Raw genomic sequence first — 15,790 nt, 5'->3', positions numbered from 1 at the left:
GTCGGATGCCTGACGACGTTGGGTCTGGGTGAGGGCCGTTGACGGGGAGATGGCTCAGGTCCGTGACAGTAAAATACAACGCGGCCATCGTAGCACTTGCTGGCTGGCTAGCAAGTGCTACGATGACTCGCCAGGTCAGGACGAGGCGCGACAGATCGCCCGCCACAGGCCGGTGAGGAAACCGAAGAAGATCCATCTTCTCATCCCCGGGGGGAAACATGACAGATCATCAGGGCCGCCTCACGGGCCGCCTTCTGGCGTGCGACGGCGTCATTGATCGCCGCTCGCTGCTGCAACTGGCCGGCCTCGCCGGCGTGTCGACGCTGGTTTCCGGCGCAGGCGCCGCGGCGCAGGGCGCCGAACCGTTCCGCATCGGCTGGGTGCGGCCGACCACGGGGCGCTTCGTCACCTCCTACAATTCGCTGTATCTCGGCGGCGTGCTGGCGGTGGACGAGATCAACGCCGCTGGCGGCATCCTCGGCCGCAAGATCGAGCGGGTTGAGGAAGACGACGAGGCGCTGCCGTCCAAGGAGCCAGGCATTGTCCGCAAGCTGCGCGGCGCTGGCGTGCATTACGTCGTCGGCCCAACTGCGTCGTCCCAGGCGCTGGCCTCACTGGCGGCGACCACGCCGGCCAAAATGATCCAGGCTACCTATGCGGCGGCGGCTGAGCTGGGCGACGGCAAGCGCTACCCCTATCACTATCAAATCCTGTTCAACACCGACCAGCAGGCGGAAACCTGCGTCAACTATATGGTGAAGGTGCAGAAGCTGAAGAAGATCGGCATTCTGCAGGAGAACACCGCTTTTGGCGAACAGGCGACCGCCTCCACCGTCAAATTCCTCAAGCAGCTGGGGCTCGAACCCGGGTCGATCCAGATCTATCCGATCACCGCCCCGGATATGGCGCCCTATGTCGGCAATCTGCACAAGGCCGGCGTCGACGGCGTCATTGCGTGGATCGCCAATATTCCCAACGCGGCGATGACCTTCAACACCATGAAGTCGATGAACTGGTTCCCGCCGGTCACCGGGCACAGCGGCCTGTTCCTGCCGGCCCTGTTCGAACTCGTCAGCCCCGACGCAGTCAAGAACGTCTATGGCACCTATTACAAGACTTTCACATGGACCGATAAGGAACAGCCGGGCCCACGCCAGCTGGCCCTCGCCAACAAATTGCTGGCCATTCCCAATATCCGTGGGCACGAGGTCAACGTCGCCGCAAGCCCTTATTACGATTTCATCCATCTGCTGAAAAAAGTCATCGAAGAAACCAAGAGCTTCGACGTCGAGGTCATCAAGAAGGCGCTCGACCAGACCCGCGACTACCAGGGGATGCTCGGCAATATTTCGTTCACGCCTGAGAACCATTGCGGCATCTCGCTAGCCGACGTGACGCTGGCTTCGGTCAGTTCTGGCGTCGACAAGCGCGCCATGGGCTGCATGCGCGAGCGCGCGCCCGGCCTGTAACCTGGCGATCAGGGGCGAAGGGCAGGGGCTTTCTCCCGACCCTTGCGCCCTGTCCTGGGGCGCCCATGGACGGCTGATCGCTTTGCCGCTCCGTCGTGACGTGACGACGGGCGCGGCCGTTCAGCCCGATCGACGTCAAATTTGAGACTCTGCTGGATTGACGCATGTGACCGATAGCCTGCGCCGGACGGGCGCACGGCGAGGACGGCGAATACGATCCATCAGTTGCGGAATGCGCACGCGGTTCGCCTCAGGCATGCGCCCTGGGCACGCTGCGCCAGACCTGTGAGTGCACGACATGGATCCAGACATCCTGGCACGCGGCATCGTCGCCGGAAGTCTCTACGCCCTTGTGGCGGTGAGCTTCAATATTCTGTACCGCCCGACCAATGTATTCAATTTCGCCCAAGGCGAGCTCGTCATGCTGGGCGCCATGGTGTTCGCCAGCCTGGCGACGGTGCTGGGTTACCCCTGGTATCTGGCGCTGCTGGCGACGCTGATTGGCGTTGGCCTGCTGACCCTGGTGATCGAACGGGTGGCTGTGGCGCCGGTGCTGGCCAAGGCGCAGCATGGCACCGCCTGGGTCATCACCACGCTGGCCGTCTCGCTGATCATCGCCAATGGCGTCAACAAGATCTGGGGCCCGGACCCGATTGTGGTGCGCCCCCCGGCGCCGCTGAGCACGGACACGTTTTCTGTGGGCGGCATGACCATCAGCGCCTACCAGATTTTCCTCGTCGTCCTGACCATCGTGCTGGTGCTGGCGATTGAGCAGGTTTACCGCACCCGCCACGGCAAGGCAGTGCTGGCGACGGCGGAAGATCGTGAGGCCGCCCTGCTGCGCGGCATCAATCCCTCGCGGCTCAGCCAATGGTCGTTTCTGCTCGGCGGCGCCTTCGCTGGCCTCACCGGCATTCTGGCGGCGCCGGTGCTCTACGCCTCGACCGGGCTTGGCCCGACGCTGCTGCTGAAAGGCTTCGCCGCCGCCGCCGTGGGCTCCATCGGCAACAATCGCGGCGCGCTGATCGCCGGCTATATGATCGGCCTTACCGAAGCGATGGGCGCGGCCCTGCTGTCGCCGGGCTATCAGGAGGCCGTGGTGTTCCTGCTGGTGCTGGGCGTGCTGCTGATCTGGCCGCACGGCCTGTTCGGCCGTCCGTTTGCGAGGACCGTATGACCATGGCGGCCTCCAACAGAACCCCTGTGAGCGGCGCATCGCGCAGCCTGTTCCGCGCCGGAAACATCCTGCCGGCGCTGGCGGCTTTAGCCGTGCTCATCCTGCCGCTGGCGCTCGATCCGCATGGCTACGCTTTGTTCGTCGCCACCCAGCTCGGCATTTTCATCATCGCCGCCATCGGCCTCAATCTGCTCGCCGGTTACGCCGGTCAGGTGTCGCTCGGCCATGGCGCCTTCATCGCCATCGGCGCCTACGCCACGGCGCTGCTCGGCGTCGATTATGGCTGGTCGTTCTGGCCGGCGGCGCTGGTCGGCCTGGTGCTCGCGGCCCTGATGGGCGTGTTGATGGCCTTGCCGTCGTTCCGGCTGTCGACCTGGTATTTCGCCTTTATCACGCTGGCTTTCGCGCTGGTGTTCGAGAAGATGATTATCGAATGGCGCGGCCTCACCAAGGGCTTCGCCGGCGTGATCGGCGTGCAGCCGCCGTCGCTGTTCGGCGTGGCGCTCGAGCCACGCGGCGTCTATTGGCTGGTGGCGATCACCGCCATCATCTGCTTCTGGCTGGTGCGCAATCTGGTGCACTCGCGCTTCGGTCGCGGCTTCGTCGCCGTGCGCGATGTGCCGGCGGCGGCCCAGGCGGCGGGCGCTGGCCCGGCGCGGCTGAAGATGCTGGCCTTCGTCATCGCCGCCAGTTTCGCTGGCGTCGCCGGCGCCTTCTTCGCCGTGCAGAAGACGGTGGTCACCCCAGATGATTTCACCGCCGAGTTTTCCATCTTCTTCCTGCTGACCGTGGTGCTCGGCGGCCTCGGCACGCTGTGGGGGCCGGTGATCGGCGCCCTGGTGTTCTTCCTCGTGCCCGAGCTGCTGGCTAGCCTCGAAAGCTGGCGCATGATGGTCTATGGCGCGGCGCTGCTGGTGCTGATGCTGTTTGCGCCGCATGGCCTTGTGGGCGCCATCCGCTCCGCCGCCGCCCGCCTGACGCCGGCGCGCGCGGTCGCCGAGGCGCCTCCCGTTGAAGCGGCCCTGCAACGGCCGCGCATCGATGGCCTCGGCCTTGAGGTCACCGGCCTGCGCAAGAGCTTTGGCGGCGTGGCGGCGCTGGACGGCGTCGACCTCAGCGTCACGCCCGGGACCTGCGCGGCCATCGTCGGGCCGAATGGCTCAGGCAAGACCACCTTGCTGAATGTGGTGGGCGCCTTCTACGAGCGCGACGCTGGCGCCGTGCTGCTGGGCGGGCGCGAGACGCGCGGGCTGTCGCCCCAGCAGATCGCCGCCGGCGGCCTCGGTCGCACCTTCCAGACCCCGCGTCTGCTGGGCGAGCTGAGCGTGCTCGACAATGTGCTGCTCGGCGCCTACCAGCGCGAGAGCGCCACCCTGCCCGAGGTGATGTTGCGCCTGCCGCGCGCCATGGCCGAGGCGGAGCGCATGCGCGCCGAAGCCATGCAGTTGCTGGCTTTCGTCGGCATCGCCGAGCGCGCCCATGATCTGGCCAGCGAAACCCCGCATGGCCAGCAGCGACTGGTGGAGATCGCCCGGGCCCTGATGGGCGGCGCACGGCTGATCATGCTGGATGAGCCAGCCGCAGGCCTGTCGATGACCGAGCTCGACCGGCTTGAAGAGCTGATCAAGCGTATTCTGGCGCTGGGGGCCACAGTGGTGATCGTTGAGCACCATCTCGATCTGGTGGCCAGCATCGCCAGCCATGTCACCGTGCTGGATCGCGGCCAGGTTCTGGCGCAAGGCGCGCCAGGGGTGGTGTTCGCCGACCCGGCGGTGATGGCGGCCTATATGGGCGACAGGGCGCTGCAGAAAACCCCGGAAGCCGCCGCAGACGCAGGAGGCGAGGCATGACCATGCTCAGAACCGTCGAAGGCAAGGCGCCGGACGCCCTGTTGCAGGTGGAGGGCGTCGACGTCGGCTATGGCCACGTCGGCGTGCTCGAAGAGGTGTCGCTCAGCGTGCCGCGTGGGGCCATCGTGGCGCTGGTCGGCCGCAATGGCGCCGGTAAATCGACGCTGTTGCGCGCCATCTCTGGCCTGCTGACCCCATCGCGCGGCCGCATCAGCTTTGATGGCGCGGTGATCAGCCGGGCAAAGCCGCATGCCATCGTCGCGAGGGGCCTGCTGCACGTCGCCGAGGGGCGCCGGCTGTTTCGATCCCAGAGCGTCGACGACAATCTGGAGCTCGGCGTCTATGGACTGAAGCTGTCGCAGGCCGACTACCGCCGCAGGGTCGACCAGGTGCACACGCTGTTCCCCATCCTCAAGGAAAAGCGCGGCAATCTGGCTGGCGCCCTGTCTGGCGGTCAGCAGCAGATGCTGGCGATCGGCCAGGCGATGATGCGCGATCCCAAGCTGCTGATGCTCGATGAGCCGTCGCTGGGGCTGTCGCCCTTGCTGGTTGATCAGGTGTTCAACGCCATCCTGACCCTGCAGCGCGGCGGCGCCACCATTCTGCTGGTGGAGCAATTGGTCGAGCGGGCGCTGGAAATCGCCGACCAGGCCTATGTGCTGCAGAATGGCCGGATGATCGCCCATGGCCCAGCGCAGGAGATCGCCAGCAGCGAGGCCCTGCGCGCCGCTTATATGGCGCAGCACGGCTGATGCCAGGATGCGAAGATGCTGACGCATCCGCATCCTGTAATGCTCAGGCGCCGCGCGGGCTTGACCAGAACCCGATCTGTCATGCTCATCGGCTTCTGGTATAAAACCGCAGCCTGATCCATTCATACTTGGACGGATCAGGCTCCGGGGCTGATATAGCCCGGGCGGGACCTGCCCACTGTCGCTTTCTGATCGGCGCCATGGCGCGTCGCGCCGACCACGGGTCAGTTGACTGCACGCCGCGCCAAACAGGGGTCCGGCGCTCACGCACGCCTGTCGTGCCTGTCAGACCCGTGCACGCCCTCCCTTAGCTCCTCACCGCTACAGGTGGCTGTGCCCACCGCCGCCCGCCAAAACCCGGCGACACTGGCCGCTTGCTTCCCCTGCGTACTTGACAGGTCCCGCCGTGGCGCCGAAGGAGGACGCCAGAAAAAGAGGGGATCGTCGCACCACATGCGGCGCAGCAAAGCAGTTCAATGGATCAGTCATATTTTATCACAAAAGATGATCTGTTCGTTCCGACCCGCATCAGTCGCGGATATTGGGTGGAGAACACGATTACCGGCTCGGCCATCGCCAGCCTGCTGGCCTGTTGCCTTGAGCAGCGCTACGGCGGACCCGATCTGGTCATCACCCGGTTCAACATCGACATGCTTGGACTGGTCAAATCACAGCCGCTGGCGGTCGAAACCCGCAAGCTGAAGGATGGCCGCCGTCTCAAGCTGGCCGAGGCGAGCATCTATTGCGACGGCGAACTGGCGGCGCGCGCGACGGCGCAATTCGTTCGGCGTACGGAGAACCCCGCCAACCCCACCTGGCAGGCGGAGCCCTGGCGCGCTCCGCCGCCGGAGGCGCTTGGCCCGCATATGAGCTTTGGCCCGTGGGATCTGCAGCCGATCCCCGCCGAATATGCCCGGGTCTGCAAGGATGGCTTCAGGGCGGAGCGGGTGGTCAAGGGCAATGAGCCGGTGCTGGGGCCGCTGTCGCCCGTGGCCAATCGCCAGGCCTGGTTCCGCCCCAATAATCCCGCCGTGGCCGGCGTCGCCATGACGCCATTCCTGCGCGCCGCCATGGTCGCCGATTTCGCCAGCCCGGTGATCAATAGCAGCGAGTTCGGCATCGATTTCATCAATACCGATTTCACCCTCTACATGTATCGCACGCCGGTCGGCGAGTGGATGGGGCTGGAGATGGTCAGCCACCACGCCCAGGATGGCGTCGCCATTGGCGCCTGCTGGCTGCACGACGTCTCCGGGCCGCTCGGCGCCATCAACCTGTCGGCGACGGCGCAATTGCGCAAAAAGACCGGCGCCACACCGCGTGATGCGGGAGCGGCGGCTGCGCGCGCCAACAAGCAGGCGGAGCTGGAGAGCGCCTGAGGCCAGAAGCCGATGAGGCTTCTCATCGGGCCCTGGACAAATCCGCGGAGCGTTGGAGATTTGCAGGTCGCGTTTACGTCAGCAGCTCTGCGGTCTGCATGGAGGTTTCACCGGTATCAGGCGTCTGGCAGCAGCGGACAGGGTGCGGCGTCACAGACTGCCAACCTCCGTCCGTGTGCAATCGCGCGTTCGATCCTTGCGCCGGCGAGCTTTGCATAGCTGAGACCTTGACCGAGACATGGTCCTGTCGCCACGGCCGTCCCAACCCGCCCCCGCATCCATCAGCCTGAGAACGGCGGCGCGAGGGGGGACGGGCTGGGGGGGCAATCTGCGCCGCCGCAGTTTTTAGCATCGAGCGAGCCGCAAGCCAGGCGGCTCAGGAGGAGCCCAGCCCCACGTCGCGCCAGGCCATGGAGATCACATCCGCATCTGGCTGGTCGCCGCGCACCAGCATAAGCCCGGTCTTCAGCGCAATCTTGAGGTCAAGCCGCAGGCTGGCGTTACGGATATACCACAGATCCATGGCGACCTTGTCAGACACCGACACTTCGCGACCGCCGTGCACCTGGGCCCAGCCGGTCAGACCGGGCCGGATGGCGAGGCGGGCGGCGTAGGCCAGTTCCTGCTCGGCAAAAAGCAGCGGGCGCGGCCCGATAAACGACATGTCGCCCACAAGTATATGGTAGAGTTGCGGAAGCTCATCGAGGCGGGTGCGGCGTAGCAGTGCGCCGGTGCGCGAGGTGCGCGCCTGCTCGGGGGATGCGCTCGCCGGGGGCTGTCCAGGCCGGGCGCATGGTGCGGAACTTGTTGATGCGCAGACGCTTGCCCATCATGCCCAGCCGCTCCTGCCAGAACACCACAGGCGCACCCACGTCCAACGTCACCACCAGCGCCACGCAGAGCATCAGCGGCGCGGTGGCGATCAGGAGCACCGTTGCGCCAAGGATGTCGAGCAGGCGCTTGATCCGCCAATACGGCTGTCGAGATCAGCTATGGCCACCATCTGAGACAACGACGGCAAGCGTTCGGCCTGGCGACACAACATGCTGTCGCCCTCCGGCGCCGGGCGTGGCTGCACAAAGCCCAGCCGCTCCTGCAAATACTCCACCGACACGCCATCATTAGCATCAAGGCGGGCCAGCACCTCAGCCATGGCCGGCGGCAGATCATTTGGCGGCGTTGAAATAACGATACGCTGGATATCGGCCCCATGTACTTTCAGTTGCTGCAAAACCTGAGCGATGTCGTCTGGGCTGCCCATAACCGGAACGCCATTGAAGGTGCGGCCCTGATAGCGCCGCGCCGCCGCCAGCACCCCGAGCACCTGCACCTGGCCGCGCGTCATCTCGCGGGTGGCGCGCAAGAACAATGCGGCGACCGGATCCACTCCCACAAGCAATACACGTTCCGGTTGCGGCAGCACGGCGTCCGGCGCGTTCGTTATGGCTCGCCCGCGTCGGCGCGCATGACGCAAGCGGCGCACGGCGCGCAGGCCGGCTGCAAGGCCGGTAAACAGGAGTACGTGCAATATGGGGACCGAACGGGGTACATCCTGCAGTCCGTTGTAGATATAGGCCAGCATGGTGGCGCAGGCGACAATGGCCGTTGCCGCAACGAAAATGCGCAATAGATCGTCAAAACCCGCGAACCGCCACACGCTCCTGCTGATGCCGCTCAGCGGCAATAGTACAATTGCGGCCAAGAGTGTCGCGGCAAGATACGGCCACGCTAAAGTTAATCTGTCGATGTTCAACGCCAAATTGTCGCGCAGTAAAAATGCCCCTACGGCAGAGCAGAGAACAGCTATGCAATCAATAAACAATAGTGCAAAAATAGTCATGAAGCGCCCCCACTCCCGCAACTGATAGCACTGGCCCGGGAATATGAAAATAACAATTTACAAAAATGGGCCAACGACCCGGTCTGTTGCTGACAGGCTGCGCTGCTTTTGCTCCCACGTTTCCCTGCAATAATCAGGTAATGGACTGTTCATCTAAGAATCTGAAATCGCGGTTTCGCACAGGGAAGACGTGAGGAAGGCGTCGTGGATGTCTGGCATACAAGCAACATCACTGCAGCCACTTGCCCCCCTGCGCCGCTAAACTTGCGCGCGCCGCCCATTGCGCGTCGTCACGCGCGCACCGGAACACCAGGCGCATGACGAACATGCGCCGGCCACACGCCCTGCGGCAGCCTTGCATCCCACTCCGACAGTGTTTCGCGGACATTTACTTGGGTCATCGGGGCGGACGCAGCGTCAAAACCCTCGACCCCACGTTAATACTGAACCATGACCACCCCGGTTCTGGCGGCCCACGCTGCGCCGTTACTGCGACCGGCGCCGGGCGGCCGTTTCAGTCGCGGGGCCCTGTCGCCGACGACATCGCCTCGACCTCAGCCACCAGCAGCTTGAGAAAGGCGCGGGCGGCGTGGGGCAGGGTGCGGTCGCGGTGGACGCAGACGCTGGAGCGGGCCATGGCGAACTCCGGCTCGTCCAGCGGAATGGCCTTGAGGCTGCCGCTCTCCAGCTCACGGATAACGGTGAGGGCGGGCATGAAAGCGACGGCGTCGCCGGTCGCAGCCATGGTTTTGGTCAGCTCAAGCGAATTCGTGGTGAGTAATGCGTTGAATTTCAGGCGGCGTTTGCTGACGGCCTGTTCAAAGATCTGGCGTAGTACGAAACTCGGATCAGCCAGGGCCAGCCGTTGCTGGCACAGCTCTGCGAGCGACACGCTGGCGCGCGCAGCAAATGGATGATCCGCCGCAACCAGGCAATAGATCGGCTCCAGAGAGCTGCCGACCACCTGGATATCCGCCCGTGTCGGCGCGTTGAAGACGATGCCGATATCCACCTCGTCCGATATCAGCGCTTCGGTCGTCATGTCTGTCGACGCCGTACGCACGTTAAAGCTGATTTCTGGGTACTGCGCGTGGAAGCGCGCGATCAGCCCTGGCAACAGGCTCGACACCACGCCCTCGATGACCGACAGATTGACCTCGCCGCGCCGCAGCCCGCGCAAATCGTCAATGGCGGTGCGGGCTCTCTCCAGATCACGGAAAATCCGCTGCGTATGGCGCGCCAGCTGCTCGCCGGCCGTGGTCAGCTGCAGGCCGGTGCGGGCGCGTTCAAACAGCGTCGCTTCAAGTTCGTGCTCCAGCTGGGCGATCTGACGACTGACCGCCGACGGCGCTACATGCAGCCGGTCCGCCGCCTTGCGGATCGAGCCGAGGCGAGCGACTTCGTTGAAATAACGCAGGGTCAGAAAGCGCAAGCGCGGTGCTCCTTCTGGCCAGCGTCCAGGCGCGCTGACGATGCACGGTTAGCGACGCCCCCGCTCTAGTGCATTCCACGCATAAGGCCAACATCGCGGCGACGAGAGGGGCCGCCGCCACGCCTATGCCCCGTCATCCACGCAAGACGCAGCGGAACCCGACATGGCTGGTGGAGGTGTCGACAGGCTCCGGGTGGCGGGCGGCGGGCCGGTAGCGCCGGCAGTAGTTTGGCGCGCACAAATGCGAGCCGCCCTTCAGCACCTTGCGCGGCATGCGGATGGCAGGCTGACGCGGATCGTAACTTTCCGCTTCGGGGCCGCCGCGCGGATTTGTCGGCGCGCAACACGGACTGGCGGGGCCCTCCGGGTGGCGCGACGACCAGAAGTCCGCCGTCCATTCCCAGACATTGCCGATCATGTCGAACAGGCCATAGCCATTGGGCGGAAAGGCGCGGACCGGGGAGGTGCGGGCGAAACCATCCTCTTTGGTGTTCTCGATCGGGAACTGCCCCTGCCAGATATTGGCCATATGGCGGCCGCCGGGGGTGAGCTCATCGCCCCAGGCGAACTCCTGACCAGACGCGAATTCCTGACCAGAGGCGCCGCCCCACGCCGCATATTCCCACTCGGCCTCACTGGGCAGATCCTTGCCGGCCCAGCGGGCATAGGCCAGGGCGTCGTCATAGGCGACATGCACGACGGGGTGGTCGTCCTTGCCCTTGAGCGAGGAGCCTGCGCCATAGGGCTTGCGCCAGTTGACGCCGAAGCGAAAGCCCCACCATTGCGACCAGTCGCGCAGGTCGGCCACAGCTGACGGCGGGTTGAACATCAAGGAGCCGGCGCGCAGCATATGGGGCAGCGCCCCAGGATAATCCCGTGGGTCAGGCGCCTGCTCGGCCACGGTGACATGCCCTGTGGCCGCGACAAAGGCGCGAAACTGCCGGTTGGTCACCGGCGTATCATCGATCCAGAACCCATCGACCCTGACCGGATGGGCCGGCGCCTCTTCCGGATAGTGATGGTCCGATCCCATGATGAACACGCCGCCACCGAGCCGGACCATGCCTGCGGTAGACTGTGGTGTGGTCATGACAGGCGGTCACATCTTCTATTGCTGGCGGGACTGGGCGGCGTTGCGTTCAATCTGTGCGTCCACCTTCTTGCGGATGTGCTGCAGTGAGAAATCCTCCATGCGCTGGCTCGGCGGCCACGCCACGAAGGTTTGCAAAAACTGGCCGCCGACGCGCTGGGCGAGGGCCAGCAGATAGGCGTTCTCCACCAGCCATTGGTCATAGCCGCTGCCAGAAATCTCTGCGTGCTCAAATGGGTCCATGCGCAGGTTGAACATCTTCGGCACGCGCAATTTGGTGAAGGGATAGGACCAGATGTCGAACTGCCCCTGCCTGTCCTGGCGCTCATAGACCATCTTCCAGTCACCCACGCGCACGGCGACCAGATCCCCCTCATCGTTGAAATAGAAGAAGCGGTCGCGGGCGCTCTTCGGCGTTGCCCCCGTCAGATAGCCGAGCTGGTCATAGCCATCGAGGTGATTGCGGAAGACCGGTCCGTTCTCCTGAGGGCGCCAGCCGTCGAGCAGCTTCTGCTTCACATCCGTCACGCCGGCCGCCGCCAGCAGCGTCGGAAACCAGTCGAGGCCAGAGACGATGCCATTGCGCACGTCACCTGCCGGAATGCGCCCTGGCCAGCGGATCATCGCCGGCGAGCGGTAGGCGCCTTCCCAATTGGTGTTCTTCTCCGACCGGAACGGCGTGGTCGCCGCATCGGGCCAGGTGAAGGCGTTGGGGCCGTTGTCGGTGGTAAAGATGACGATGGTGTTTTTGGTCAGGCCAAGCTCATCGAGCGTCTGCAGCAATTTGCCGACATTCTGGTCCATCTCCCACATGCCGTCGGCATAGGCGTTGCCCGGCAGGCCGCTCTTGCCCTTAAACTCCGGCCGGATGTGGGTGAAGATGTGCATCCGGGTGAAGTTCATCCAGGTGAAGAACGGTTGGTCCGCCTGCGCCTTTCGCCGCATGAAGTCGATGGCGGCGGAGGTGGTTTCGTCGTCGATGGTCTCCATGCGTTTGCGGTTGAGCGGCCCGGTGTCGACAATGGCGCCGCCAGCCGTCGCCTTGATGACGCCGCGCGGCGTCATCGCCTTGACGAACGCGGGGTCGTTCTTGGGCCAATAGGGTCGCTCCGGCTCCTCCTCGGCGTTGAGATGGTACAGATTGCCGAAAAACTCGTCGAAGCCGTGCTGGGTCGGCAGGTGTTCGTCACGGTCGCCCAGATGGTTCTTGCCGAATTGCGCGGTGGCGTAGCCGCGCGCCTTCAGCGCCTGGGCGATGGTGATGTCACGGGCCTGCAGGCCGGTGGAAGAGCCTGGAATGCCGATCTTGCACAGCCCGGTGCGCAGGCAGACCTGGCCGGTGAGGAAGGTGGAGCGTCCGGCGGTGCAGCTGTTCTCGGCGTAATAGTCCGTGAACATCACGCCTTCCTTGGCGATGCGATCGATATGCGGGGTGCGGTAGCCCACCAGCCCCTGGGAATAGGCGCTGAGATTGGTCTGGCCGATGTCGTCGCCGAAGATCACGAGGATGTTTGGCGGACGCTCCGCCACAGGCTGCTGCTGCGCTGGCGCCGCTGGCGGCGCAGCCTGGCTCTGGGCAAAGGCGCTGGAGGGGAAATCGCCGCCCGATAATGGCGCGCCAAGACTGATGGTGAGGGCGGCGAGCGCCGTCGCAAGCAAACCTGAGCGTTTCATTTCCTGCTCCTGCCGGCTGTCCTCCCTGGATCAGGGGACGCTGCGTGTCGTTGCCCGCCAGTTCAAGCGATCGCGCCGCCGGAACCTGCGCCGCCGATCATGCGAATCGGACGGGCGACGGGATGCCGGCAAGCAATAGTGACTGGCGCACAGGCGGGCAGGGGGCAATTCGATGAAACGACATGTTCACTCGATGAACCGGACGTTCGCAGATGCTGTCGCTGGGCCGTGGTGAGCCTTGCCTGGAGGGGCGTCTGGCGTCGCCTCCGGGTCGGGCGACAGCGCGCCACTGGCAGGGGCGTAAACCTTAGGACAGGACTTACAATCCTGCCTGGCGCCGGGCGCGCCATATGGCGTCGGCTGCAAACCAACAATGCCCGCCCCAGTGGGGGGCGGGCCGGGGGGCGGGCCTGATACGTCTATCGCGCGTCGCTTTAATCAACGGGCCCAGCGGCCATCATATTTGAACGAAGGCGCGGCGGTGAGGGCTTCCTTGGTGGTTTCCATGGTCGCGCCCCATTTTTTGTCGTCGGTGGCGTAATTCACCTTGATCGCCTTCGGCGACACCACGACATAGCGCTCACCGATGCCGAGGAAGCCGCCGACCGACACCACATAACCTGCGAGGCGCCCCTCCGAGACCACGAGGTCCTTGATCTCGCCAATGGTCTCATCGCGCGAATTCTTGATGTTCAGGCCAAGCAGGTTGCTGCTGAGCACATCGGTTGGCTGGGCGGTTACATAGACTTCCTTGACAGAAGACGTCGTCGTGGCCGTCTGCGCCATGGCGCCGGAGGCCGCAGTCAAAGCAACGGTCGCCACAAGGGTCATCAACGTCTTGTTCATTCGTCTCTCCAGTTCGCATATCACGTTGCGAGTGCTGGGATAACGCGAGGTAATGATCATTGTTCCCTGATTTTATACAAAACAGGCGTCGCCGCGCTGCGGCAAGCGTCAGCGCGCGTTCACCTGCAGGCGCGACCGGACCGTGACAGGGGCCGCCTGGCGGCGGCGAGTCAGCGCGCCTGCGCCGCCCGCGCCATCGACCACAGCAGGTCCGTCTGGGTGACGACGCCGGTGACGCGGGCGTTGTCGTCGAGGATCATCACCGCGTGGGCGCGGCCGTCGGTGAGGCGGGGGAGCAGCGTTGTCACCGGGTCGTGCTCATGGGCGGTGGCGGCGGCGGTCATGATATCGTTGACGCGGGCGTCGGGGGCGGCGGCGGCGAGGTCGCGCAGGCCCACCACGCCGGCCAGCCGCTGCGCCGGCTCGAGCACTGGCAGGGCGCGGATATTGTGGGCGAGGAGCAACTGGCGCGCCTCGTCGATGTCGGCGTCGCGGCCGACGCTGATGAGGTCGCGCGACATGATGTCGGCGCAACGCACCGCGCCCCCGGCCCGGGACAGGGCGGCGGTCTCCGCCTGACGGATCAGCCGCAGCAGATCGTTGCGATCAACGTCGAAGCTCTCGTCCAGGCTGGCGAGGGCGGCGTCAATATCGGCAGGCTGAAACGAATTGCGCATCGCCGCCGGCATGTCGGCCGAGCCGACCGGATTGGCGGGCGCGGCTGTCGGACGGTGCGGATAGCTGCGGCCGCACAGCCGGTGGAAGGCCATGGCGCACAGCAGCAGCACCATGACATTCAACGCTACGGGCAGCAGGGCGGCGGCGAATTGCATGGCGCTCATCGCCGGAGCGGCGAGGCCCATGGTCATGGCCATCGCCCCGCCTGGCGGATGCAGGCTGCGCGTCAGGCTCATCGCAAGGATGCCAAACGGCACAGCAAGGCCAGCGATCAGCGGCGCCGACCAATGGAGCGGCGCCAGCAGCATGGCCAGCACGAGGCCCGCCGCGCCGCCGATCAGATTGCCGCCGATCACCGGCCAGGGCTGGGCCAGCGGGCTGGTGGGCACGGCGAAGACCAGAACGGCCGAGGCCGCCACCGGGCCAATGATCAGCGGCTGGAACAGCTCGCCGCCGACGATCAGCCGGGTCAGCAGGCTGGCGAGGCCCATGCCGGCGAAGGCGCCGAGACAGGCGAGCAGACGTTCACGCAAGGTGGCGCCGGCGATGATCGGCCGGAACAGGCGGAAGGGCGTGGGCATAAGGCTTTTTACCGGACTTGACGCGGCGACGGGCGGATATGGTGGAGGCGATGCGATGGCGCGCGCCTCGACTGGCATCTGACCTAAAGCAACCGCCAACTGAATTGAACCGGATCATGCGGTTGCTGCCGTTGTTGTGTTGAGGGAGACGGCGAGAGGCGTCCCCCAGGCAGTTGATGCGTCGGGCGCGTCGACCTGCCGACGGCTCGTTGGTTGCGACATGTGCACGCGCCCACCGGACACCGAACCGCGCCTCGTTGTCGCAACGTTCAGCAGATGCATCCCATCCAACGGCGGCCCCCACATGGATAACCGGCTTGCGTGCAACCAGGAACGGCGCGGGGGGGGCAACGCAGCCGGCGACCGCATCTGGCGCGCGCCACGTCGGTGGACCCCAGTGGGGACCATTTCAATTGCTGCGGCCGACAGTCGTCGGCGGCTTGTCGCAGCGCGGTTCCGCGCCTATGCAGATCACCATGACAACCGGGTTCGCGCGCACCGAGATGGCCGGCCGCATGGCGGCGCTGGCGGTTCTCTATGCGTTTGTCGTCAAGACGCTGCTGGTGCTGGCGATGCCTCTGGCGTCGACGGCGCCGCATGGCGTCAGCGGCGCCTCCGGTTTCGCAACCCAGCTGACAGGCGCGATCCTGTGTCTGCCCTCGGCGGATGGCGGGACGGTTGACGCGACCTCTCCGGAGCGGTCTCCGGCCCAAGATTCCGGCTGCTGCCTGTCCCACTGCCTCGCGCAGCTGGCGGTGGTCGCGCCGCTGGCCTTGCTGGCGCTGCTGCTGTGGCTCAGGCCGCCGGCGCTGGCCGTCTGGCCGCCCAGCCGGCGCATCGATCAGCGTCAGGGCGGTGTTCTGCGCTTCTGGTCGCGGGGGCCTCCGGCGCTGGCCTGAGGAGCGGAGCGGCGCGCCATTACGGCGCGAAATCCGCCGCATGCGCCCATCGGGCGTTTTTTCCCATCGCGTTGCGCCTCCATCCGCCCAGCAGACGGCGCATGTGGCCACGCGCCTTCGCCA

The 15,790-nt window shown here is 65.4% G+C and carries 14 protein-coding genes; 6 read left to right on the top strand and 8 right to left on the bottom strand.

The genetic code is table 11. The features are described 5' to 3' along the window. The first annotated feature begins 218 nt into the window (after positions 1 to 218). From AC6A67_RS16865 to AC6A67_RS16845, 5 genes are all read left to right on the top strand, one after another. The gene (locus AC6A67_RS16865; protein WP_498037726.1) at positions 219 to 1,469 is read left to right on the top strand and encodes an ABC transporter substrate-binding protein; all 1,251 of its coding nucleotides are present in this window, start codon (positions 219 to 221) and stop codon (positions 1,467 to 1,469) included. A 298-nt stretch (positions 1,470 to 1,767) separates the two neighbouring features. Beyond that, positions 1,768 to 2,646: a branched-chain amino acid ABC transporter permease gene (locus tag AC6A67_RS16860; RefSeq protein WP_498037725.1), complete on the top strand. Its 879-nt coding sequence runs from the start codon at positions 1,768 to 1,770 to the stop codon at positions 2,644 to 2,646. 2 nt (positions 2,647 to 2,648) lie between these two features. Then, entirely contained in the window at positions 2,649 to 4,496 is a 1,848-nt protein-coding gene (locus tag AC6A67_RS16855) for a branched-chain amino acid ABC transporter ATP-binding protein/permease (protein ID WP_498037724.1), read from the top strand. Next, complete coding sequence (locus tag AC6A67_RS16850; RefSeq protein WP_498037723.1) at positions 4,493 to 5,248, top strand: ABC transporter ATP-binding protein; 756 nt, start codon at positions 4,493 to 4,495, stop codon at positions 5,246 to 5,248. Before AC6A67_RS16855 ends, AC6A67_RS16850 begins: the two co-directional genes overlap by 4 nt. Before the next feature lie 476 nt (positions 5,249 to 5,724). Then, complete coding sequence (locus AC6A67_RS16845; RefSeq protein ID WP_498037722.1) at positions 5,725 to 6,627, top strand: thioesterase family protein; 903 nt, start codon at positions 5,725 to 5,727, stop codon at positions 6,625 to 6,627. A 376-nt stretch (positions 6,628 to 7,003) separates the two neighbouring features. On the opposite strand, the gene AC6A67_RS16840 is transcribed toward AC6A67_RS16845, so the two are convergent. From AC6A67_RS16840 to AC6A67_RS16805, 8 genes are all read right to left on the bottom strand, one after another. Further along, complete coding sequence (locus AC6A67_RS16840; RefSeq protein WP_498037735.1) at positions 7,004 to 7,351, bottom strand: sugar transferase; 348 nt, start codon at positions 7,349 to 7,351, stop codon at positions 7,004 to 7,006. Next, positions 7,326 to 7,559, bottom strand: a complete 234-nt coding sequence (locus AC6A67_RS16835) for a sugar transferase (RefSeq protein WP_498037721.1) — start codon at positions 7,557 to 7,559, stop codon at positions 7,326 to 7,328. Before AC6A67_RS16835 ends, AC6A67_RS16840 begins: the two co-directional genes overlap by 26 nt. Then, entirely contained in the window at positions 7,550 to 8,467 is a 918-nt protein-coding gene (locus tag AC6A67_RS16830) for a nucleoside-diphosphate sugar epimerase/dehydratase (protein ID WP_498037720.1), read from the bottom strand. The genes AC6A67_RS16835 and AC6A67_RS16830 overlap by 10 nt, the downstream gene beginning before the upstream one ends. Before the next feature lie 514 nt (positions 8,468 to 8,981). Beyond that, positions 8,982 to 9,899: a LysR family transcriptional regulator gene (locus AC6A67_RS16825; protein WP_498037719.1), complete on the bottom strand. Its 918-nt coding sequence runs from the start codon at positions 9,897 to 9,899 to the stop codon at positions 8,982 to 8,984. A 133-nt stretch (positions 9,900 to 10,032) separates the two neighbouring features. After that, entirely contained in the window at positions 10,033 to 10,989 is a 957-nt protein-coding gene (locus AC6A67_RS16820; protein WP_498037718.1) for a formylglycine-generating enzyme family protein, read from the bottom strand. A gap of 18 nt (positions 10,990 to 11,007) precedes the next feature. Further along, positions 11,008 to 12,663, bottom strand: a complete 1,656-nt coding sequence (locus AC6A67_RS16815) for an arylsulfatase (RefSeq protein ID WP_498037717.1) — start codon at positions 12,661 to 12,663, stop codon at positions 11,008 to 11,010. 438 nt (positions 12,664 to 13,101) lie between these two features. After that, on the bottom strand, positions 13,102 to 13,509 hold the full coding sequence (locus tag AC6A67_RS16810; protein WP_498037716.1) for a PRC-barrel domain-containing protein: 408 nt from the start codon (positions 13,507 to 13,509) through the stop codon (positions 13,102 to 13,104). Positions 13,510 to 13,679: 170 nt separating this feature from the next. Further along, positions 13,680 to 14,768: an HPP family protein gene (locus AC6A67_RS16805; RefSeq protein WP_498037715.1), complete on the bottom strand. Its 1,089-nt coding sequence runs from the start codon at positions 14,766 to 14,768 to the stop codon at positions 13,680 to 13,682. 476 nt (positions 14,769 to 15,244) lie between these two features. Here AC6A67_RS16805 and AC6A67_RS16800 point away from each other — a divergent pair, with 476 nt between their 5' ends. Then, on the top strand, positions 15,245 to 15,667 hold the full coding sequence (locus AC6A67_RS16800; RefSeq protein ID WP_498037714.1) for a hypothetical protein: 423 nt from the start codon (positions 15,245 to 15,247) through the stop codon (positions 15,665 to 15,667). The last annotated feature ends 123 nt before the right edge of the window (positions 15,668 to 15,790 follow it).

Source organism: Camelimonas sp. FR25, assembly GCF_059740505.1.
Note: the sequence above shows the minus strand (reverse complement) of the source record. Positions and strands in the feature narration are given on the sequence as shown.